This is a genomic window from Arthrobacter sp. ISL-72, from assembly GCF_018613755.1.
In the GTDB taxonomy this organism is placed as follows: Bacteria; Actinomycetota; Actinomycetes; order Actinomycetales; family Micrococcaceae; genus Arthrobacter.
In genome coordinates, this window is sequence record NZ_JAGGPP010000013.1 from 286661 (window position 1) to 307103 (window position 20443).

18 protein-coding genes and 2 pseudogenes are annotated in these 20443 nt (G+C 64.7%); 8 read left to right on the forward strand and 12 right to left on the reverse strand.

Translation table 11 applies throughout. The features are described 5' to 3' along the window. Positions 1-2 precede the first annotated feature (2 nt). The 4 genes from J7I92_RS13555 to J7I92_RS13570 are packed head-to-tail and all read right to left on the reverse strand — an operon-like array spanning position 3 to position 6793. On the reverse strand, positions 3-1313 hold the full coding sequence (locus J7I92_RS13555) for a Wadjet anti-phage system protein JetD domain-containing protein (RefSeq protein ID WP_214841245.1): 1311 nt from the start codon (positions 1311-1313) through the stop codon (positions 3-5). After that, positions 1303-4698, reverse strand: a complete 3396-nt coding sequence (locus J7I92_RS13560) for an ATP-binding protein (protein ID WP_214841247.1) — start codon at positions 4696-4698, stop codon at positions 1303-1305. Before J7I92_RS13560 ends, J7I92_RS13555 begins: the two co-directional genes overlap by 11 nt. Continuing rightward, on the reverse strand, positions 4695-5348 hold the full coding sequence (locus tag J7I92_RS13565) for a DUF4194 domain-containing protein (RefSeq protein WP_214841249.1): 654 nt from the start codon (positions 5346-5348) through the stop codon (positions 4695-4697). Before J7I92_RS13565 ends, J7I92_RS13560 begins: the two co-directional genes overlap by 4 nt. Further along, complete coding sequence (locus J7I92_RS13570) at positions 5345-6793, reverse strand: DUF3375 domain-containing protein (RefSeq protein ID WP_214841250.1); 1449 nt, start codon at positions 6791-6793, stop codon at positions 5345-5347. Before J7I92_RS13570 ends, J7I92_RS13565 begins: the two co-directional genes overlap by 4 nt. Positions 6794-7032: 239 nt before the next feature. Here J7I92_RS13570 and J7I92_RS13575 point away from each other — a divergent pair, with 239 nt between their 5' ends. Continuing rightward, positions 7033-8310: a S8 family serine peptidase gene (locus J7I92_RS13575; protein WP_214841251.1), complete on the forward strand. Its 1278-nt coding sequence runs from the start codon at positions 7033-7035 to the stop codon at positions 8308-8310. Positions 8311-8327: 17 nt separating this feature from the next. Here J7I92_RS13575 and J7I92_RS13580 read toward each other — a convergent pair whose 3' ends face one another. The 3 genes from J7I92_RS13580 to J7I92_RS13590 form a co-directional block, all read right to left on the reverse strand. Then, on the reverse strand, positions 8328-9110 hold the full coding sequence (locus J7I92_RS13580) for a GntR family transcriptional regulator (protein WP_214841252.1): 783 nt from the start codon (positions 9108-9110) through the stop codon (positions 8328-8330). 262 nt (positions 9111-9372) lie between these two features. Beyond that, complete coding sequence (locus J7I92_RS13585) at positions 9373-10818, reverse strand: SLC13 family permease (RefSeq protein ID WP_396020390.1); 1446 nt, start codon at positions 10816-10818, stop codon at positions 9373-9375. A 25-nt stretch (positions 10819-10843) separates the two neighbouring features. Next, a complete protein-coding gene (locus J7I92_RS13590) occupies positions 10844-11962 on the reverse strand; it encodes a PrpF domain-containing protein (protein WP_214841253.1) in 1119 nt (372 codons plus the stop codon). Positions 11963-12237: 275 nt separating this feature from the next. Here J7I92_RS13590 and J7I92_RS13595 point away from each other — a divergent pair, with 275 nt between their 5' ends. The 3 genes and pseudogenes from J7I92_RS13595 to J7I92_RS13605 form a co-directional block, all read left to right on the forward strand. Beyond that, entirely contained in the window at positions 12238-13143 is a 906-nt protein-coding gene (locus tag J7I92_RS13595; RefSeq protein ID WP_251039877.1) for a LysR family transcriptional regulator, read from the forward strand. 538 nt (positions 13144-13681) lie between these two features. Continuing rightward, positions 13682-14152 (forward strand): sensor histidine kinase, encoded by a 471-nt coding sequence (locus J7I92_RS13600; protein WP_214841256.1) that lies wholly within the window; start codon positions 13682-13684, stop codon positions 14150-14152. Between the two features lie 108 nt (positions 14153-14260). After that, positions 14261-14617: pseudogene (locus J7I92_RS13605) on the forward strand (DUF4440 domain-containing protein); the annotation flags it as partial. Here the strand turns inward: J7I92_RS13605 and J7I92_RS24630 are convergent. Then, positions 14538-14768: a styrene monooxygenase/indole monooxygenase family protein gene (locus J7I92_RS24630; RefSeq protein WP_396020387.1), complete on the reverse strand. Its 231-nt coding sequence runs from the start codon at positions 14766-14768 to the stop codon at positions 14538-14540. The pseudogene J7I92_RS13605 and the gene J7I92_RS24630 sit on opposite strands and share 80 nt — an antisense overlap. Then, a complete protein-coding gene (locus J7I92_RS23930) occupies positions 14707-15078 on the reverse strand; it encodes a nuclear transport factor 2 family protein (protein WP_251039878.1) in 372 nt (123 codons plus the stop codon). The genes J7I92_RS24630 and J7I92_RS23930 overlap by 62 nt, the downstream gene beginning before the upstream one ends. Before the next feature lie 170 nt (positions 15079-15248). Here J7I92_RS23930 and J7I92_RS13615 point away from each other — a divergent pair, with 170 nt between their 5' ends. Then, positions 15249-15827, forward strand: coding sequence for a dihydrofolate reductase family protein (locus tag J7I92_RS13615; RefSeq protein WP_214841259.1), 579 nt, complete (start codon positions 15249-15251; stop codon positions 15825-15827). A gap of 402 nt (positions 15828-16229) precedes the next feature. Next, the gene (locus tag J7I92_RS13620) at positions 16230-17078 is read left to right on the forward strand and encodes a triacylglycerol lipase (RefSeq protein WP_214841260.1); all 849 of its coding nucleotides are present in this window, start codon (positions 16230-16232) and stop codon (positions 17076-17078) included. Between the two features lie 107 nt (positions 17079-17185). Here the strand turns inward: J7I92_RS13620 and J7I92_RS13625 are convergent. Then, positions 17186-17641 (reverse strand): annotated as a pseudogene (locus J7I92_RS13625) (DUF4383 domain-containing protein). A gap of 359 nt (positions 17642-18000) precedes the next feature. Between J7I92_RS13625 and J7I92_RS13630 the strand changes: the two are divergent. After that, positions 18001-18150 (forward strand): hypothetical protein, encoded by a 150-nt coding sequence (locus tag J7I92_RS13630; protein WP_214841261.1) that lies wholly within the window; start codon positions 18001-18003, stop codon positions 18148-18150. A gap of 366 nt (positions 18151-18516) precedes the next feature. Here the strand turns inward: J7I92_RS13630 and J7I92_RS13635 are convergent, their stop codons facing one another. Continuing rightward, positions 18517-18750, reverse strand: coding sequence for an HNH endonuclease (locus tag J7I92_RS13635; RefSeq protein WP_311380358.1), 234 nt, complete (start codon positions 18748-18750; stop codon positions 18517-18519). A gap of 100 nt (positions 18751-18850) precedes the next feature. On the opposite strand from J7I92_RS13635, the gene J7I92_RS13640 reads away from it, so the two are divergent. Then, complete coding sequence (locus J7I92_RS13640; protein ID WP_214841262.1) at positions 18851-19489, forward strand: LysE family translocator; 639 nt, start codon at positions 18851-18853, stop codon at positions 19487-19489. A gap of 634 nt (positions 19490-20123) precedes the next feature. On the opposite strand, the gene J7I92_RS13645 is transcribed toward J7I92_RS13640, so the two are convergent. Next, positions 20124-20432 (reverse strand): hypothetical protein, encoded by a 309-nt coding sequence (locus J7I92_RS13645; RefSeq protein ID WP_214841263.1) that lies wholly within the window; start codon positions 20430-20432, stop codon positions 20124-20126. Between the last annotated feature and the right edge of the window lie 11 nt (positions 20433-20443).

Below are 20443 nucleotides of genomic sequence, written 5' to 3' on the forward strand. Positions count from 1 at the left end.
CATCAATGGTGCCCGGCTCGCTGCCCGGCATGAACGTTGTCAGCCCTGCCATAGTGAGGAACTCGGCGCAGACGCGTCAGCGCCCAATCCCAGCTGATCAGCTCCTGCTCGAGGCGGACGGCCGGGCCAAACGCATTGTTGCCAAGCGCTTCATACAGTGCCGCCTCGGCCGGAGTCAGCCGGGTCAGCACAGCCTCCGACGGTGACGGCTCGGATCCCCACGCCTCCCGGTGCGCCAGCAGCGTTGCCTTGTCCATCAACACACTCTCCACATGCGAATGGATCGCGCGGAGCTGGTCCAGGATCCGGAAGCCGTGCGTATCGATGTCGCCCCAGTAGAAGACCCTGCACTCCCGCAGCCACGCGGCATCGCGCAGAGACGAGAACCCGTAGCCGCCGCCGTACAGCGCCAGCGTCCCGGGCCTGTCCGGCAGCGCCAGGAAGTTCACTTGGTTCTCGGTAGTGATCGCGGCGTGCACCGGCAGCTGCAGCGCACTGAACGCCTCAGCTGTCACGGTGATGTCCCGCGCACCGCCCAGCACCTTAATTTCCGGGTCCAGGATCCGGAACCGCACCAGCTCCGGCGGATGCAGGAACCCGTGCCGGCGGGCGAACCTCGCCGCCGGGGTCCGTCCTGCGCCGCCCTGCTCCAAGGCGGCCTCGCCCTCCGGGAGCTCGGCCACCGGTTCCTTATCATCCGGCCCGGAAGCGGACCCGGATGCCACCGCCACCAGGAGTTGGTCAATCACCTGCCGGTGCCGCTCGATGAACTTGGTGTGCACCCCGGGCAGCCCCAGCTGCCGGACGTAAAACCCCGGTTCCGGGTTGTCCCGCAGCCACAGCGCCACCCGCGCCGCCGTCAGCGCATCGGAGCCCAGCTCCAGCAGCTTCAGCGGACGCCGCGCCGCCCAGTCGGGCATCAACGGATCGAGCTCGCCCAGCCCCGCGGCAAGGCCACGAAACAGGACAGCCTCGCGCGCCTTCCCCACAAACCCAATCTCGTCATCCACCGTCGAGAACACGGCCGCGGCCGGAATCCGGTTGGAACCAACCGTGCGCCGCCCTGCCTCAACAGTCTCCAAGGAATACGCACCCGCCCCCGCGGACAGCTCAGCCGCCCACCCGCGGACCGCAGCGTAATCGCCCAACAGTTCCGCCGCCGTCGGACGCTTCAACGGCCGACGCCGGGGGTAGGCCTCGGACGGCACCAACAGCTCGCGCAACAAACTTCCGCTGTTCCAAGCCTTCAGCGACAGGGCGCGCAGCCCCGCCAGCGTCGTCCACGCCCGCCCCCGCCCCGCGTCAGCCGGCACGCCGGTCCTTCTCCTCGCGGTACTCCTGGATGGTCATGTTGCGCAGCTGGGAATCGTCCCCGTGGGCGTTGGCCACGAAGCCCACGTGCGAGACAAACGGCTCGATCACGTGGATCTTCTGCAGCGGCGTGACGATCAGCAGCTGCAGCTTCATCCGCTGGAACAGCTCCAGCCCGTACCGCGCCGACTCGTCCGACCCTCGGCCGAACGCCTCGTCGATCACCACAAACCGGAAACTCCTGCCGCTGTTTTTGTTCCTGGAAGCGCCGGCCCCGGACCCCAGCCCGAACTGGAACGCCAGCGCCGCCGCGAGGATGGTGTAGGCCAGCTTCTCCTTCTGGCCGCCGGACTTGCCGCCCGAGTCCGTGAAGTGCTCGAACTCCTCGCCGGTCTCGGTCCATTTCTCCGACGCCGAGAACGTGAACCAGTTCCGCACATCCGTGACCTTGGCCGTCCACCGCTCATCCAGCGTCGTCAGGCCCTCCCGGCCGCGGAAGCGCTCGATCAGCCGCTCCACCTGCAGGTACTTCTCCTCCGAGTACTGGTCCTCGTCGCCGATGGTCCCCTCCGAACACGCCCGCAGGTCCACGCCGAACTCGCGCACGTCCTGGTCCGAAGTGTTCTGATGCTCCAGCTGGATGTGCCGACCCGGGTTGTACTCGATCCCGGCCAGCGACTGGTTGATCTCACCGATCCGGTTCACGATGTCCTGCCGGCGGCCGTCCAGAAACGCGTTGAATGCCACCACCTCGTGGATGGTGTTCTGGTTCAGCGACTCCTTGAAATGCGCCTCGAACCGCGGCAGATCGTTGCTTACCAGCTGCTCCAGCAGCCGGTTGTAGTCCGCGGCGGCCTCGAGCGCGGCGTCGATGTCCGTGGTCTCGTTCGGGTATTTGTTGCGGAAGTCCGCCATCAGCCGGACGGTGCCCTCCGCGGCCCGGGCAATCCGCTTGGACAGCGCATCGATGGTATCCGTCAGCCCGGAGCGGACCGAGCTCTCCGCCGAGCCGGTGTTCTTGTATGTCAGCGTTTTGTCCCTGAGCGCCGCTTGGGTGAGATGCTCGACGGCGGCCAGCACCCCGCCGTCGTCCGTCAGGGGAGTCTCGGCGAGAGTCTCCTGGCAGTCAGCGATCGCCTCGACGATGTCTTTCGTGTCTTTATTATTTTCGCCCAGCCGCTCGCGCAGCTTGCCGGCCCGTTCCTCCAGCCGCTCCAGCTCCGCGGCCACCGTGGACTCCTTGGCGGTGAGCTGCCTCAGCATGTCGCTGGCGGTCTCCAGGTCGGACTTCTCGGCCTTGAGCTCCTCGATCCGCCGGGCCGTGAGCTGCCAGCTGATCTCGCCGAAATCGGCCACGGATTGGATGGTACCGAGCTGGCGCTGGTTCTTGCCCAAGCCGCCCAAAGACAGGTTGACCTTGTCCAGCTGCGCCTCCGTGACCGTCAGCTGGCCCCGGACCTCGTCCTGCTCGGCGAGGAAGCGGCTGATCTTGTCGTGGTTGTCCCAGCCGAGTACGTAGTTGCGCCGGTCCGTGAGCTCCCGGCGGTCGTCCTTCTCGTGCCGGCCCCGGCCGCCCTTGAGCTGGCCGTTGACGGTGAGCGCCTTCGGGTAGCGGCGGAAGTCCTCGAGGGTGTCGCAGCAGTAGTGGTCGAACCGGGTGGCGAGCTCGTCCAGCAGGAAGTTGCGGAACGGCGTGCCCGGCTTGATGGCGATCTTCGCGGCCAGCGTGCCCTGCTCCGCCGTCCTGGCCGGCAGGGATTCGCCGATCCGCAGGTAGACCAGCCGGCCGCGCAAGTTGTTCGCATCCACCCAGCTGCTCACGGCCGTGTAGTGCTCGGCCGGCACCAGCAGCGACAGCGCGAAGCCGTGCAGCGTGCGTTCCGCCGCGCCCTCCCACGCGCCCTCGCCGTCGCGGACCCGCAGCAGCTCGCCGGCGTACGGCAGGGCCGCTTCCGCAGTGCCCGTGCCGTCACACAGCCGACGGCGGAGCTCCAGTTGGGGGATCGGGAGCAAATTGGGGCGGGACTGCAGGCTGCGCAGTTCCTTGCCGATTCCGGCCAGCCGCGTGTTGAGTTCGGTGCGGGCGATAATCAGGTTGGTCCGCTGGTCCTGCAGCTCATCGGACTGTTCGGCAAGCTGCTTTTCGACGTCGCCGAACCGCACACGGTTGCCGTCGAAGAGCACCTTGTCCTCGGGCGGGCGCAGGCCCAGGTCCTTCGCCGCCTCAGCGTAGGTGTCGAAGCGCTGCCGCTGGGTTCTCGACTCGACGGCGAGCCTTGCTATGTCGGCGTCGATGGCTGCGAGCCGGCCGCCGCCGTTGGTGCGGATGTCCTCCTGGACTGCGGCCAGGTCGTGCCGCTTTCCGGCGATCTCCGTGCGCAGCTTGGTGCTGTCCTCCTGCAGCCGCTCGCCGGTGCGTTCCAGTTCCGTTTGGTGTTCCAGGCTTAGCTGCAGCTTCCGATCCGTGAACCAGGGATGTAACTGGTCGCGCTGCTGGCGGGCCAGCTCGTCCTCGCGGCTCAGGTTCGCGTGCTGCGCGGCACCTTCCTTGATGGGCGTCAACAGGGCGATCTGGTCCTTGGCCCGGAGTACGGCGTCGTGGGCCTTTTTCAGGTCGTCGAAGTGGTGGATGAGGTTGCCGATCCGCCCGGCGACGTTGTCCTCCTCCAGCATGTTGGTCCGCACGAAGGAGGTGATGTTCTCCACCTGCTTCATGGACACCGTGCGGTGGAACAGCTCCATGGCCTGGTTGCCGCTGATGCCGAACTGACGCTTGAAGGCCGCGGCGTAGGGGTCGAAGGTGTCGTGCACGGCGGCGCCGGCGGCGCGGAGCTTCTTCTTCAGCTTGGCGGGGTCCTGGCCGAAATTGGAGAAATCGCGCGCGATGGACTGGTCCGCCTCGGCGATCGAGTAGAAGCGGCTGGGTGTCCCAGCTTCCTGGGTGGCCCAGAGTGTGATGGCCAAGGTGACCGACCTGTCCAGCACCGCATTGCGGAAGACGGCGAGCACCACGGTCAGGGCGCCGGTGCTGCGCAGGGCCACCGGCTTGGAGTACTCCCCGCCGGCGCTGCGCGTGCTCTTGTGGAAGCCACGCACGTACGACATCAGCGAGCGTTCCTTCTTCTGCGCGCCCGCCGCCTTGTTGTACTCGATCTTGTTCACGGGCAGCAGCAGGGTGGTGATGGCGTCCACCACCGTGGACTTCCCCGAGCCGATGTCACCGGTGAGCAGGCTGTTGGCGCCGTCCAGCCGGAACGTCCGCACGCCCTGATGGAACGTGCCCCAGTTGAGCAGCTCCAGACGGTGCAGCCGGAAGCCCGGGGGAGCCCCGCTGTCGTCCGTCTTTTCCTCCAGGCTGAACAGGATGTCCTGCAGGTCGGCGGTCACTGGCCGTCCTCCTCTTTGGTGACCGGCGCTCCGGTGAGCCCAGTTCCGGTGAGCGTCGCGCGGTAGTCCGCGAGCCGCGCGTCGAGTTCCTCCAGCCACTGGGCGTCCACGAACGCCTTGAGGATGCGGGCAACCTCGTAGGTGCCGGGCTGGCCGCGGAGTTTGCGCAGGAAGCCGAGGTCCACCACCTTCCGGATGTCCGTGGAGAGCCGGTCCATGACCCGGGCCTCGTTGCTGGATTCGGGCAGGAAGACGGCCACCATGTCCGCGATTTCCTGCTCGGTCATGATGAGCCGGAGCTCGCTGCTGTTGGTGTCGAACTCCAGCATGCGGCCGCGCAGGAGGGCCAGCAACAGGCTGACGTGGAAGGTCAGCTGCCGGCGCGGGATCAGCCGGGGGAGCGTGCCGTCCGGATCCTCGCGCGACTTCAGGAACGCGTAGCCCTCCGACTCGTCCCGGATCAGGTCCAGCCCCAACACGGACACGTAGTCGCGGACCTGGGAGGACAAGCCCAGCAGCGACTGCCACAGTTTCTCGTCCCCTTCCGCGTACAGCACGCCTTTGAAGAGCCGGGTGACGACGCCGGGAAGTTCCTCGGGCGTGCGGCTGTCCGTTTCCGCTGTGGCTGGGAAATTCGCTGCCAAATTCATGCGGGCCTTCCGAAGATGATCTGTTCGAGGGTGGCTTCGCGGATGCTGCCGTCGTCCAGCTGCCACGCTATCCGCTGCTCGGCGTCCGGGTTGATGGTGGCCCAGTCCGACTCCGTGGCCAGCTGGTAGTAGGCCACGATCTCCGCGAGCCCCTGTTCGACGGGATGTTTCTTTGTGACTTCGGCGAGCGTGGCCTGCTCCGCCTCCGCCTCGGCCAGGACGGCGTCGATATTGGCCTTGAGGCGTTCCTTGTCCACGTGGAACTGGCTGAACAGGGCGCCGGCGTCCACGTCGGCGTCGTCGGTGGTTTCGATCCGGTCCTCGACCATGACCCGCCGGCTCGGCTCGTACAGCGGGCGTTCGAAGGGGAGGGTGATGTCCACGTGCGGGGCGCTTATTTCTATGAAGTCCCCTGCTGGGGGCTGCTCCCTTGTTGCGAGGGCGCCGGACTCGACGCTGCGGATGAGCTGCATGATGCGCTTGTTCTCCAGGAACACCTTGTCATCGAGCAGCCGGCGCATCTGCTGGGACAGCTGGCGGACGGTGCCCTGGGTCTGCTCGACGGCGGGCAGCCAGTCTTGGTGCAGGTTGGTGACGGCGTGAAGGTTGTCTGTTTGTGCGAGGGCCTCGATCTGGGTCGCGCGCTGGAGGAGTTCCTGCAGCTTCCTCCTGGACTCCGGCGACATGAGGTAGTCCCAGAAGCCCTGGAACGTCCGGCCCTGCAGGGAGCTGCTGATGTCCTGCTGGTTGGTGAAGATCGATTCGAGCAGCTCGCCCTGCGTGCCGTTCCAGGTGGCTATCTGCTCGCGGACCTGGCGGTCCAGTTTGCGGAAGTTCTGCTCGACCTCGCGGAAGTCCGAGAGGAGGTCCTTGGCCAGGGCTCGCAGCTGTTGGAAGTGGTCCAGCGCTTCGGGGCCTGTCATGACGCGGATGTTGCCGTCCCGGATGCGCTGCATCTCGGCGTCGATGTTGTCTCGTTGCTGCTGGAGTTCTGCGAGGCGTATTTCGGGGTCCGTCTCGGACTGCTGGACCAGCCGCTCGAGGACGGCGAAGATGCTGGTGAGCCGCGACTGGGTGGCGACAAAGTCCCGCCCGCGCAGGTTCTCCACCCATCGGACCACGTCCTCCGCCGCCGCGGTGAGGTCGTAGCGGGGCTCGTCCTGGCCCTGGATGTAGTACTTCCGCAGCCAGGCTCGTTCGGGGGCCGCCCAGTCATCGAGGTACTCCGCCGCCTGGCGCGGGAACTTGTCCTCGTCGTAGGCATCCCGCAGGCCGAAGAGGACGTCGTCGAGGCTGTCGATGAGCTGCTGTCGGCCGAGGTTTCTTTGGTTGGGGCCAGTGAAGGCCGCCATGAAGAACGAGATCGCGAGCGGGGCGTTCTGGGCGCGCAGCAGGGACCAGCCTGCATGGTTCTCACGCAGCGCGTTGATTGCGTAGTAGTCCATCCGGTCCTCGGTGTCTCCGGCCCACGTGCCGTCAATTCACTCTAAGGCGCACCGCGGACATTTGCTGTGGAGGACGAGTCCCGCCCGGCCATCTGTTCCTGTCTGGCGGGAGGCTCCTCCGTCCCCATCGCGAACGCAGTCAAACAGGACCGCATGTTCCTGGCACTCCAGTCCCGGACCGCAGCGTCATGTAGGGCCGGACACTATCTAGCCAATGCAGATTGCAGCAAGATAACTCCATGAAAAAACTTATGATGGCAGGCTTTACAGCCGCAATGATGGCGTTTGGCGGAATTACATTAGCGGCCCCGAGCAATGCGGCGGACCCCCAGTCCTCCCATATTGCGGGGCGAATTATGGTCAAGTTCCACGACGACCGCGCGGCACCCGGCGTACTGCGACAGCATGGCCTCAGCCAGGGCCCCGGTATCGGCAGCACCGGCGCTCATCTCATCAAGGTACCGGCCGGTAAAGAACTTCAACTCATCCAATCCTTAAGCCGGAACCCGGCAGTTGAGTACGCCGAGCCGGACGAGCTCGTCACCGCCGCTACAAACGACGAGTACTTCCCTCGCCAGTACGCCCTGCAAAACGATCCCCAATCATTTACCAACACCGCCAACACGCTGACCGTGGCCGAGGGCAAGCTCGACGCTGATGTCGACGCGGTCGAAGCTTGGAAGGTCACCAAAGGAAACCGCACCACGGTTGCCATCATCGATTCAGGTGTCGCAAACGTCCATGACGACATCGCATCCCAGGTTGTTGGATACGCGAACTTCGTTAGTGCGGAAACCAAGGAAGATCCCAAAGCAAATCCTGAAGACAAATACGGCCACGGCACCCACGTCGCGGGTATCGTCGCCGCCAAGGCCGACAACACGATCGGTGTCGCTGGCGTGTGCCCGGAATGCACCATCTTGGATGTCAAAGTGCTCAATGACAGCGGGTCCGGCTCCAGCTCAGCCATTGCAAACGGCATCAGCTGGGCCGCTGGCAACGGTGCCAAGGTGATCAACATGAGCCTTGGTCAGCGCGTCTCTTCACGAACCCTCGAAGCTGCCGTCAATAATGCATGGAACCAGGGTGCGGTGATCGTAGCCGCAGCAGGCAACGCCGGTACTCAGGCCAAGATCTACCCGGGCGCATATCCGAACGTTATTGCCGTTGCTGCAACCGACAACAATGACGCCAAAGCGTCCTTCTCAAGCTATGGCAAGTGGGTGGATGTCGCGGCGCCGGGTGTCAACGTCTACTCGACCTTCCCGAACCGCGACTTCGTCCTGGGTACGCAGAACGGCCGGTCCACGGGGTACGACATCGCCAGCGGTACGTCGATGGCTTCACCGATGGTTGCGGCCACTGCCGCGCTTGCCTGGAGTTCACATGTTGACGCGACTAATGCATCCGTCCGCCTAAACGTTGAATCTTCCGCAGAAGAGATCAATGGCACCGGCAGCTACTGGGAGCACGGCCGCGTGAACGCCTGCAAAGCCGTCGGTAGTGACTGCCCGTAGCTGACGCGCGGTTGCGGTCAGGACTGGAGGGACTGCATGACGGACAGGTGGCCAGCGCGGTCGGCAATGAGGCACTTGGCCAGGTAGAAGGGCCGGTTCGCGTGCCTGACGTACTGCGTCAGCACGAGGACCGGGTCCGGGGCCCGCAGGTCCAGCAGCTTGGCCCGGCTGGGCCCCACCTGGCTCAGGCCGATCTGGCACTCGCCGGGGCCGAGGACCCGGCCGAAGCGTTTGTTCAGGCTGGCAAGCAGGGTGGTGCCGCCGTCGTCGTCGATTTCCAACGGCGCGGCGGCAGCTTTGCCCAGCCTCACAGGCTGGGCGGAGACGTTCTCCTGCAGGTGGGCGACGGGCTCGCCGTCGCGGATCAGGACGGACTCCCAGAGCCAGACGTCGCTGCCGGGTTCGACGCCGACGCCGGGCGCGGCGAACTCGGAGGCCGGCTGCCGCACCACCTGGATACGCTTGATTTCGAGGTGCTGGCCGGGGCCGCCGAGGACTTCCTCGAAGGGGCGGATGCGTTCGATGCCGATCCGGGGGAGAGTGTCGGCGACAAACCGGCCGACCCCGCGGCGAGCCCGGATGAGCCCGTCCTCCTCGAGCAGCATCAATGCTTCGCGCACCACGGTGCGGCTGACTCTCATGTCGGATCCGAGTTCCGTTTCGGTGGGGAGCATGGAACCGGGCGTTAGCAGGTTGTTGCGGATGGCCTCGGCGATCCGGGAGTACACGGCGACCCGGAGCGGCGAGCCTGGCTGGGCCTCCACCGGCTGGGACAGGAACCTGGCGGCGTCCTCGTGCACGTTATGCCTCGCTTGGGTGTTGTTCGGGGGAGTCCAGCCTAGCAAGTGGGACGCGTTTGTTGGACAAGTGCGGCTGGTTCACCCGACCGCGCCCGCCCTTGCTGTCCGCGGAGTTGCATCCATGTTCCAAACCAGAGGTAGGGCCACCTGTAAGTGGCCCTGCCTCTGGTGCGTCCGGGTTGGTCCTGCGCCCGACTTTCGGGCTACCTGTTGCGATGGAGTGCAGGCCGTCCCGTCCGCTTGCCGGATGTAGATCCGGCGGTCACATGATGCCGGTGGGTACGAGCAGCGCCCATGCCAGCGCAGGGGCCACCAGCACCACCCCGCCGGCGTAGAACATCAGCTGACGGTAGACGCGCTGCCGGTCGTCCTCGCGGGCATTGGCTACCACCAGTGCACCGTCCGTGGAGAAGGGGGAGACGTCCACGACTGTGGCAGAGATGGCCAGCGCGGCAACCGTTCCGGAGGCGCTGAGCGAGCTCGTGGCCAGGAGCGGACCGGCCAGCGGGATGAAAGCCGTCAGCAACGCGGTGGAGGAAGCAAATGCTGAGCCGACGCCGATGACGTAGCAGAGAACCAGTGCGATGAGCAGCGGTGCGCCCAGGGCGAGGGCCTGCTCGGCGAGGGTATCGATGACGCCTACGTGCTGGAGCAGGGAGACATAAGTGATCATGCCGGCGACGAGCAGGACGGTGGACCAGGAGACGCCGCCGATGAACGTCCGGTGTTCCTTGATGTTGATGAACGCCAGCAGGAGGCCGGCGGAGAGGGCCACAAAGCCGATCGGCATGTGGAAGCCAAGGGTGCACACCAGCATCACGGCGATCAGGACCAGAGTCAGGATTTGCTGGCCGTGCGGACGGCCGGTTGAGGAGGTGTCGACGTCGGCGTGCTGGCCGCCGTGACTGTCGCGCAGTTTGCCGATGAGGGCGAACAGGACGACTGTCAGGACGGAGAGGATGAGGTTGAGGGCGAAGCTGGCGGCGAAGAGTGCGCCCTGGGAGATGGGAAAGTCATTCTTCAAGGCGATGTCGTGCACCAGGACACCGGCCACGGACAACGGGGAAAAGCCGCCGGCGTGGGCACCGTTGATAATGAACGCGCCCATCAGCACGGGGTGGATGCGTGACTCGTAGGCAAAGCCGATGGCCGCTGGCGCCAGCAGCGCGATGGCCGCGGGGGAGAAGGTGCCCAGTGCAGTCAGCGCGGCGGCGATCAGGAAGAACACCCACGGCAGCAGCAGCGTCTTGCCCCGGACCAGGCGCACACAGCTCTTGACGATGATGTCAATGGTGCCGTTCCGCTGGGCCATGCTGAAGAAGTAGGTGACGCCGATGATGGTCAGGACAATGCTGGCCGGGAACTCCTCAAGGATCTGCTTGTCCGACATCCCCAGCATGAAATAGCCGACGCCGAACGATGCCACCAGCCCCATCACGCCGATGTTCAGCGGCCACTTGGTGGCGACGACGAACATCACCACAAGGATGATGAGCGGGATGATCTGGATTGCGGTCATGGTCGGCTCCGGTTCCGTGGTGGCCGCCTGGTTGAAGATGCCACCCCCGAACACGAGAGCGATCAAGCCCAGGATGGCCGCTCCGGCCACTGCCATCAGCAGGATACGACGCCGGCGCCTGGTACGGTCGGGACGGCCGCCCGGTGCGTCACTTGCGGGGGTAGCGTTGCGCTCCCGAGTTTCAGTCATGCCAGTTTCAGTCATGATGGTCTCCTTAGAGTGAGGCTCCCGCGAAGGAGGCAGCGACAGTGCTGCCGGCAACCTCGGGGAGATGGATGATGGTGGTGGCGATGGTGCGGGCCGTGCGATCGACTCCGACCAGCAGGTTTCCGTCGTGCTCCTCGCTCCAGGTCTCGATGACCCCGGCGGGGGTGCGGAGGCGCAACGTGGTTCCTAAGGCTTCGCCTGTGATGGTGTGCAGTATGGTGCCGCCGGTGCGGGCGGCCAGGGTCAGTGCAATGCTGCCGGTGATGGCAAGGGCGGGGTGGGGCTTGCCCATCGAGAGCATCATGACGTTGACGTCGCACGCGGGGTCCGATGCGGCGGGCGCGCCGACGACGGCGAGCTTAGGGATTGCACGGGCCGCCGCGGCGGGGGTCGGAGCCAAGCCCATCCGCACCGCTGCTTGCCGCCGGATCTGCTCAAGCGTGCCGAGCTGCTGCTCCAGCCCGGCCTGCCAGCTGTCGTACCGCGCAGGGTCCAGGCCCAGGTCCACGGCCCGGACGATGACGACTGGCGCTCCGGCATCCACCATGGACACGGTCCAGCGCGTTCCTCCGGCCATGATGGTGTCGGTCGCTGCGCCGGTGGGCAGCAGTGCACCGGTGGTCTTACCGGCGGGGTCCTGGAAGCCGAGCCCCACCAGGTGACCGGGGAAGGGCACCCCGGGCATCTCCGCGGCCGGAACGTCGGGCAGTGCGCCGGCGGGCGTGGCCACGCGCTGCACGATGATTTGTCCGGTGTTGGTATTGCGGGTGACGATCCGGGTGACGTCCCCGTTGGGAACCACCCACCCTTTCTCGAGGGCGTAGAGGCCGACCACGGCAGAGCAGTTCCCGCAGTTGCTGCCCCAGTCAACTGCAGCTTCTTCGATGCCTACCTGTGCGAAGGTGAACTCAACGTCAACGCCGTCCCCGTGGAGTCGATGCAGGATCACGGCCTTGCTCGTGGTTGAGGTAGCCCCACCCACTCCGTCGATCTGCCGGGAATCGGGACTCCCGAACAGGCGCGGCAGCAACACATCCAGGCTGGCGCCGCCGTCCTGAAGGTGCTCGGCTTCGAAGACCCAGCACTTGCTGGTGCCTCCGCGCATCCATTCCGCTTCTAACCTCATTGTTTTACCCACATCTCCTTGTGCCTTCGTTTGGTATCGGCGCCTGAAACGAGCATGAGCCAGCTCACACGTTAAGACAATGTTCAATAATCGAAGGGGGATGTAGAATTGCTTCAATCAATTCCGCTCAAAGGATACTTTCCATAGCGAATCCCCTCTTGAGCACGCTCTACACTGCTGGCGACGCCAGATTTTTTGACATGAATGTAGGCAATGAACCAAACCTGCGGAAGGATTAAGCGTTGCTTCACGAAGAAGATGACTATTTATTCGATATGCGGCGGCTTACCCTGCTGCTGGAGGTAGTGGAGCAGGGATCGATCACCGCGGCGGCGGAGCTCCGGATGTACAGTCCCTCCGCGGTTTCGCAACAACTGCGCAAGCTGGAACAGGAAGTGGGGCAGCCCCTGCTCAACCGGCGCTCCCGCGGTGTGGTGCCCACGGAGGCCGGCCAGATGCTGGCGGGCCACGCGCGCAAGATCGTCCGGCAAATGCAGGCAGCACAGTCCGACCTGAACCAGATCGCAGGCCTCAAGCGCGGATCCCTGACGGTCGGTACGTTCCCAACCCTGGCCGGATCATTCATGCCCATCGTCATCCGGGCGTTCAAGAAGCGTTATCCCGCCATCGGCCTCTCGCTGCGCAGCGCCCGCTTCGATGAACTCGTGGCAGACCTCGAATCCGGAGTCACCGGATTGTGCCTGCTCTGGGACTACCCCTGGAACCCCTTTCACGACGACTCCATCCGAGTAACCGAAGTCTTCCGTGAGAGCACCGTGGTCCTGGTAGCCCGGGGCCACCGGCTGGCCGAGCGGGAGCAGGTAAGCATGGAGGATCTCCGCAACGAGTCCTGGATCGTCCGCGCGGAAGCGCATCCAGCAGTGGAGGTACTGCAGCGCTCGGCCCACGAAGCCGGGTTCGAACCAGCCATTGCTTTCCTGGCCAACGACTACCAGGAAGCCCAAGCCATGGTCAGCGTCGGAATGGGCGTGGCCATGGTCCCCAAAACGGCCGTGGCACTGCAGCACCCCGATGTAAAGGTGCTCAGCCTCGGCGACGCCGCACCCCTGCGGCGGATACTCCTGGCGCAGCGTCAGGACAAGGTCTACGCCCCGGCAGAGGTCGCCTTCCACTCAACCCTCTTGGAAATCGCCCGTGAACGATCCGGAGACTACCTATAGCCACGGCAGCACCTTGGCTGAACGCAGCCACCGACTCCTGCGGCGTTGGCGTGCGTTTTCCCGGAGGGGGATGGTCAGGAGCGCACCTTCGTGGCATGGCCCCTGGTGAGAACCAGCGGAGCTGTGATCATCCAGGGTGACCTGTTGCGGCCTCAGACTCGGTCACCCCTCTGCCGCTGACGTTCCACCTGACGGAAGCCCCGCTGCTGAGGCTGATGGTTGATCCCGAACAGCTCTCCGGCTTGGAGCAAGTCAGCCAGTGGTGGATAAGCTCACAACAGTGCGGCGTGCCAACTTCGGAAAGCGGATAGGCCTCCGATTCCCAGTCCCAGCGGATCAGCTCCTGCTCCCGCAGGACCGGTTTGGGGCAGGAACCCGCTCACCGATTCCTGCCCCAAACCTGCACTAGTACTGCGGATAACTGCCCGAATCCTTGATGCGACGGAGTCACCCTAAATTCAACAACACCGGATGAGGCTCCACCGAAGCCGGCGAGGGAAGCAACAGAGGCTGCAAGAACTAGAAAGCAGGAAGTGCCATGAGTCAAGCCTTAACCCTGGACGAACTCACCGCGACTGGGGGCGTCATCACCGATGACCGCCCCGTTGACTTCCACACGCTGGGGCTCGCCGGATGCGTCGACAGGCTGACCACCCCCCTTCGCCAGGGAGGAACCTATATCCGGTGGGAGACGCCGCATCACGGTATCGAAATACCGGCAGCCTGTGCCGCCCTGCTTTACCACGCCGCCCAGGAAGCACTCACCAACGCGTTTAAATACGCGCATGCCACCGAGCTGACCGTTCGGCTGGCGGCCGTCTACCACGGCATCCGGCTGACCATCACGGATAACGGGATCGGTTTTGAGAGCCAGGCGCCTAGCAGCAGGCACCGTGGGTTCGGTGTGCGGCTGATGACCATCGCCGTCCACGAAGCCGGCGGCACCATCGCCATTGACTCCGAATCCGGCAACGGCACGCGCGTGACCATCACGCTTCCTCTGGATTAGCGGCCGACGCCCTGAACCGCGGCCTACCCGCCACGAGGCGCTATCCGGGACCGGGCGCATACTGAGGGCAGCGCCAGAAGGCGTAGTCCTGTGGGAGTGGTGAGCGTGATGGTTGCTTCAAACTTTGAGGGCGTCGTCGAGCGTCTGCGTGCCGCACTTGCCGACATTATGAAGGGCGATCCTGTGCCCTGTCAGGCGCTTTTCGCCAAGAACGACGACGTGACCCTGGCCAATCCGCTGGGCGGCGTATCCCGGGGGTGGGACGATGTGGCGGCCAGCATCGCTAAGGCAGCGGCGATCTACCGTGACGGTGAGGTCGTGTCCATGGAAAACCAGGGCACCGTCGTCGTCGGGGATCTTGCCTATGTGGTGCTGATCGAGCGGTTCAGGGTTCGGGTTGCAGGACGGGCCGATCTGGACGACGTGGCTCTCCGCACGACGAACATTTATCGGCGTGAGGGCAACGAATGGCTGCTTGTCCACCGTCAGGCCGATCCCCGAGTTGGTGCACAGGCGCCCGAGTCGGTAGTCCAGTAGGCCCGCCGGGCACTCCTTCAAACACCATGATTTCGCAGTGGCCGGTGGCGGTGAGGGCGGGGAAGACGAAGATGATCAAAGTTGCTGTGCGTCGCCCGGAAGGCTCCGTCGGACGGCGTCCCGCGGTACGCCGCCTGCTGAGTGTGCCGACCGATGGCGACGACGGTGGTGGCGTACTCGCGCACGACCACGTCGTCCCAAGTGAGTGAGGAGGTGACCAGATCGCCGCTGCGGTAGCGGTCGAGCCACTGCTGTTTGTCGAGGACGAACCCGAGCGGGCCGACCAGTGTGAAGTCGGCGACGGTCATGGCGTCGAGGGCGTCGACATCGCCGCGCACCTCGGCGTCGGCCCAGTGCTGCCCGAACGCGCGGATCTCGGTATCGGTCATGATTGGTCCTTTCGGAGTGGACGGTCGTCAAGGAACGGTACGGCGGGGCAATCCGCCGTGGCAAGGACCCCCGGCCGTTCCCTCGCCGCCGTCTTGCTGACTACGCTGATCCTTGCCGCCGTCTTGGCCGTGTCCCTCCACACCCATCAACCGCGCTCGAGGAGACAATCATGACCGCTACCTACACCTTCGACGTCTTTTCCAGCCTCGATGGCTTCGGCGCCGCCGGCGGCAACTGGACCGGCTACTGGGGCAAGCAAGGCCCCGAGCTGCTCGACCACCGCTTCGCCTTGTACGGCGAGGAGCAGCGGATGGTCATCGGGGCCAACACATATCGGATGTTCGCGGAGATGCTGGCCTCGAGCACCGAGGAGTCCGACGTGCGCGACCCATGGGTCACCCGGATGAGGAACCTGCCGGCCACGGTGGTCTCGACCACACTGGAAGGGCCCCTCGACTGGCCGGACGGGACCGTCGTGAGCGGCGACGCCGTCGACGTCGTCGCCCGGCTCAAGGAGGAGTCCGATGTGCCGTTGCGCTCGCACGGCAGCCTGTCGATGAACCGGGCGCTGATGGCCGCCGGCCTGGTCGACCGCGTCCAGGTGACGATCTTCCCTGTGATTACCGGACAGACCGGGCTGGACCCGATCTTCCAGGGTGCGGCCGACTTCGACCTCCAGCTGATTGAGAGCCGGACGCTCGACGGCAACATCCAAGAGCTCATCTACCGGCCCACTCTGCATGTCTGAGTCCGCCATGGACCGCACCCCGTCAAGGAGCCGAACCTGACCCGGAGGTTCGCCTGCGCGCCTTCTTCCGAACGCTACGACCAACCCGATAACCGCCGAGCCGGACGTGGAAGTCTGGCCGGGAGCGCGGACGTGCCAATGAACGTTTGTGCAGATGGTCCAGGCGGTTTCTTACCCCGCCGGCCCTCTGACCAAATGCTACTGACCAGTAGCTTTGATGTGAGTGCGGGTGTTTCGCCCGTGGGGGAGAGGCTCCGCCCGGCGCCCCTCTTCCGCGCACATTCGTGCAGTTAGTGCCGCACGTCCTTCCGGGATGCCTAGCATTTGAGGACCGCAGCCAAGACTTGGCTGCGAAAAATCAACATCTGGCCCACCCCCTGACACACGAACAACGAGGTTTCTATGTCACTGCTTACCAGAACCGTGTCTATCGCCGCAGCCGCCGTCCTTGCCGGCACCCTTGCCGTGGCTCCCGCCCAGGCGGACATCGTTCAAATTTCCCCGCCCGGAGCCAACGACTGGTCCTGCAAGCCGTCCGCCCAGCACCCGTACCCCGTGGTTCTGGTGCCTGGGACCTTCGAGAGCATGGCGAAGAACTGGTCCACCTTGGCGCCCTACCTGAAAGGCTCCGGGTACTGCGTTTTTGCCCTCAACTACGGCGAGACGAACGGCGTGTATGCCACCGCGCCAGTGACCGAATCCGCGAAGGAACTTGCCCCGTTCGTTGACGCGGTACGTGCTGCCACCGGGGCCAAACAAGTGGATCTCGTGGGCCACAGCCAGGGTGGCATGATGCCCCGCTACTACATGGGCTTTCTGGGCGGAGCCAAGTATGTCCACCACCTGGTCGGGATCGCACCTTCGAACCACGGCACGGAAGGTGTGATCGTTCCGCCGCCGGGGGTTGTCCCTGATCCGGACTACGCCGGCCTGGGCTGTGCTGCCTGCGCCGACCAGCAGGCCGGATCGACTTTCATGCAGAAGCTCAATTCCGTCGGCGACACCGTTGCAGGACCCTCCTACACCGTCATTTCCACGGTCCATGACGAGGTGGTTATTCCCTACAACAGCCAGTTCCTTAGCGGCCCGGCCCGGCAGGTCGCCAATATCACCATCCAGGACAAGTGCCCGGCCGATCTCTTCGAACACGACCAGACGCCGAACGACCCCGTGGTCCACCAGCTCGTGGCCAACGCATTGGCACAGGCTTCCGGCCCCGCCGACCCGGCCTACCAGCCCAGCTGCATTTAGCTGCCGTGAGCGGCCCGGACGAAAGCCGGGAACGCGCGACGGCGGGACTCACCATCGGGTGAGTCCCGCCGTCGGGCGTTGGCCTGCGTTTCCCCAGAGAGAAATGGTCAGGAGCGCACCTTCGTGGCATGGCCCCTGGTGAGAACCAGCGCGAGGGCGATCATGCCGACGCCGAGCAGCAGGTGCAGTCCGTTGTCGAAGGCGTTCAGCGGGACGAAGTTCGCCGCGGATTCCTGGTCGAACACCAGGCCGTAGACGAACAGGACCAGGTACACGATTCCGCCGTAGAGGAGGAAGGAGCGCGCGCCGGTGGCGCTGCGGGCCAGGAGCAGGCCGGCGGCGCCGAAGAGGAGGTGGACGACGTTGTGTAGCACTGAGACCTGGAAGAGGCCCAGCAGCATGGCCTCGGAGTGGTGGCCGGCAAATTGCAGCTCGCCTTAGTTGCTGGTGATGCCGGGGACGAAGCCCAGGACACCGACCAGCAGGAACACGGCGCCGACCAGCATTGATGCCTTCTGGACGTTGGTGCGTGTGGCGGTGCCGGTGCTGGTGTGTGTTGCCATGATGATCTCCTTGATGCGGTATCTGTTTTATGGATCAGCCGGTCTTTTTGCCAGCTAACCCAAGGGGTTATGCCAGCTATTTGGGCGCCAGCGCATTCCGGATGGGTCCATGGATAAACAATTGGGGATCGCAGTATTCAAACCGCTGCAGCTGCCGGCGGACACCGTGATCGCCACCGGTAACCACGTCAACTTCCTTTGACGCCGCACCGTTGGAATTGTCTGTATCGCATGCGTGTGCCGCGGATGCGGCGCGGAGGGGTGCCACCCACAGGACCTTCGCCTATCTTGCCCGAAACCTTCGCCCATCTTGCTCGAACAGGGTCAGCATGAATTCATGACTGGAAGGAGTGAACATCATGGCTGATGACAAAGAACTACCGGACTGGGTTTCCCCGCGCAAACAGCGGGAGATTGACAACCAGGCAGCATTTCTGCGCTATCTGCTGGACCGTGAAGACTCGTTAGGCGACGGGAACCATGAACGATTACTTTCCCCGTCGTCGTGAACCGTATGACGCGCGTTGGGCCGTCAAAAGGGATCTAGCGAACATCATCGCCAAATACACCGACAGGGGCGACCATGAAACCGCCGCAGTCTACATAGAAGCACTTGCCCGTTACGACGGGGACTGAATCTGGCCCGGCCAATTCGGTTCTAGACGAGGCGATGGCTTCAGAGGTCCTCGGCTTTCAGCCCCCTTGTGCTCTTCGGCAATCGTTCGTCCCGATGCAGCTGGGCCTTGCACGGATGCTGAAGGAGGAGACCGCCGCCGGCGGACTGGCCACTACGTTCCCGTTCCTGATCCGTCAGACGTCACGTCCCACGGATCCGTCACGGAGCAGGAGAGCCGCACGCACCTGCTGGAGAATGCTCATTCTAGAGGTCCCGTCCGACATGGTCTGCGGGCCCGCCAGGGGGCAGTCAGGGGAGCGGCTGGCGCTCGCCGACGGTCACCGCAGCCGGACGGAACGTACCTCCGCCGTCGTCGTTCCAGCCGTTCCTGCCTGGCGGGCGACGGGATATGCGCCCCCTTCGACCGGTTGCACCGGCTACACGCGGCAACGAAATTCTGCAGGCTGGTGGAGCCGCCCTTGGATGCTTCTATGTTCCGTCAAGTGTCGAGTGCATCGACCAGAGATGGCCCAAGCGTTCCACCTGCTGAGCGTGATTCCATGCGCCAGGGCGGGGGACTTTATGATTTTGGGATGGTCACTCTGAGTCAAGCCACCGTCATGGCTCTTGCCTGCGTGGTGCTCATCGCCGTTCCGGGGCCGAGCGTGCTCTTCGTGGTGGGGCGGGCCCTCAGCCACGGCCGCGCGAATGCCTTGTCCAGTGTCGTGGGCAATGCCATCGGCTGCTACCTGGTTGGGGTCGCCATTGCCTTTGGTCTCGGTCCTTTGTTGGAACGCTCGGAACTGCTCTTCCAATCCATCAAGTGGGCAGGCATCCTTTACCTATTCTGGCTGGGATTCCAGGCACTCCGGCACGCGGGCACCCTATCCGACGCGCCAGAAGCCACCTCCCGGGTTGAAACTCCCTTGGCTGCGGTCCGTGCCGGCACGATCGTGGGCCTGACCAACCCCAAGAGCTTCGTCCTCTTCACCGCGATCGTCCCGCAGTTCATCGCCCCCTCGGTAGGCAACACCACTGCCCAGATCCTTATCCTGGGTATCGTCCCGCTATTCATCGGGCTGATCACCGATACCGCGTGGGCTCTAGCCGCCGGCCGTGCCCGCAGCTGGCTGGCCAAGTCTCCGCGCCGCATGACGACCTTCGGCCGGATCGGTGGCTTGTCGATCATCGGCGTCGGGGTCTCCGCCGCAGTGACCGGCAACCGTCACTGATCCTTTGCTTCTTCAGCCCTTGACGGCGGCCCGCGCGGCCGGCGTCAGCGTTTAAACAACGGCGGAACCTACCTCGAGCGTCGGGACGGGATTCGGGCCACCTATGGTGTTGAGCTGACGGTAGATATGCCGGGTGATGTATCTCTTGAGGCTGCGGATGATTTCCTTTTTCGTACGGCCTTGACTTGTCCGTCTGGCTACGTAATCCCTGGTTTGAGGGTCGCGGTTCATCCTGATCAACGCGATTGTGTAGATGGCTTTGTTGGCCACCGCTGTAGACAGAACCGATTCCGGGCCCGGCTAGGCGGACATATCCAAGAAGGCGCACTCCGGAAAGCTCAAATCGGAGGCAATACCATGGGTGAGTCACACCCCAGCCCGACCACAGCACCAGCCTGCCAGCCGCTCACAGAGCAACCGGGTAAAGACTTACAGACCACGGGTAGAAGTGGTCGGCGTGCTCCGCGTGACGGGAACAACGACGGCGGGCCCCGGCTTCCATCTCGCACTGCCCGCCTGCCCGTGCCGTGCCTTCGCGACGCTGCTGCCGGGAAAAGCGCCTGACAGGATCATGGCGCCGGAGGTCACGGGGCCGATCTCCGAGTCGGGACGTTGGCCCGCCTTTGCCTGCGGCCTACAACTTGCGGGAGTTCAGGGCGTCGAACTGCTCCTGCCAATGGGACAGTTGGCCGTCCACGTAGCGCCGATGCGCCGCGGTCCATTTGGGCATCATGTCGGACGTGAGTTCACGGGCGGCCGGTTTGTGGGCCGGCGGCACCTTCCGCCTGGAGGCGGCCGCATTCTTCCGGCGAGTGAGCAGGTCCTTCAGGTCCAGAAGCCAGAGCATCGATTGGCACAGGAACCAGAGGATGGAGGCCAGAACCAAGCCAGCGAAAAGGGCGGCAATCCACAGCAGGAGCCCGATTGCGGGAAAGAGCACCATGGCCCATTCTA

Bases quoted from the DNA above. Each gene is read 5' to 3' on its own strand.
- J7I92_RS13570 (WP_214841250.1), bottom strand. From the start codon at position 6,793: ATGGACTACTACGCAATCAACGCGCTGCGTGAGAACCATGCAGGCTGG.
- J7I92_RS13640 (WP_214841262.1), top strand. From the start codon at position 18,851: ATGGTCACTCTGAGTCAAGCCACCGTCATGGCTCTTGCCTGCGTGGTG.
- J7I92_RS23930 (WP_251039878.1), bottom strand. From the start codon at position 15,078: ATGACCGATACCGAGATCCGCGCGTTCGGGCAGCACTGGGCCGACGCC.
- J7I92_RS13615 (WP_214841259.1), top strand. From the start codon at position 15,249: ATGACCGCTACCTACACCTTCGACGTCTTTTCCAGCCTCGATGGCTTC.
- J7I92_RS13565 (WP_214841249.1), bottom strand. From the start codon at position 5,348: ATGAATTTGGCAGCGAATTTCCCAGCCACAGCGGAAACGGACAGCCGC.
- J7I92_RS13575 (WP_214841251.1), top strand. From the start codon at position 7,033: ATGAAAAAACTTATGATGGCAGGCTTTACAGCCGCAATGATGGCGTTT.
- J7I92_RS13620 (WP_214841260.1), top strand. From the start codon at position 16,230: ATGTCACTGCTTACCAGAACCGTGTCTATCGCCGCAGCCGCCGTCCTT.
- J7I92_RS13590 (WP_214841253.1), bottom strand. From the start codon at position 11,962: ATGAGGTTAGAAGCGGAATGGATGCGCGGAGGCACCAGCAAGTGCTGG.
- J7I92_RS13585 (WP_396020390.1), bottom strand. From the start codon at position 10,818: ATGACTGAAACTCGGGAGCGCAACGCTACCCCCGCAAGTGACGCACCG.
- J7I92_RS13630 (WP_214841261.1), top strand. From the start codon at position 18,001: ATGGCTGATGACAAAGAACTACCGGACTGGGTTTCCCCGCGCAAACAG.
- J7I92_RS13645 (WP_214841263.1), bottom strand. From the start codon at position 20,432: ATGGTGCTCTTTCCCGCAATCGGGCTCCTGCTGTGGATTGCCGCCCTT.
- J7I92_RS13595 (WP_251039877.1), top strand. From the start codon at position 12,238: ATGCGGCGGCTTACCCTGCTGCTGGAGGTAGTGGAGCAGGGATCGATC.
- J7I92_RS13600 (WP_214841256.1), top strand. From the start codon at position 13,682: ATGAGTCAAGCCTTAACCCTGGACGAACTCACCGCGACTGGGGGCGTC.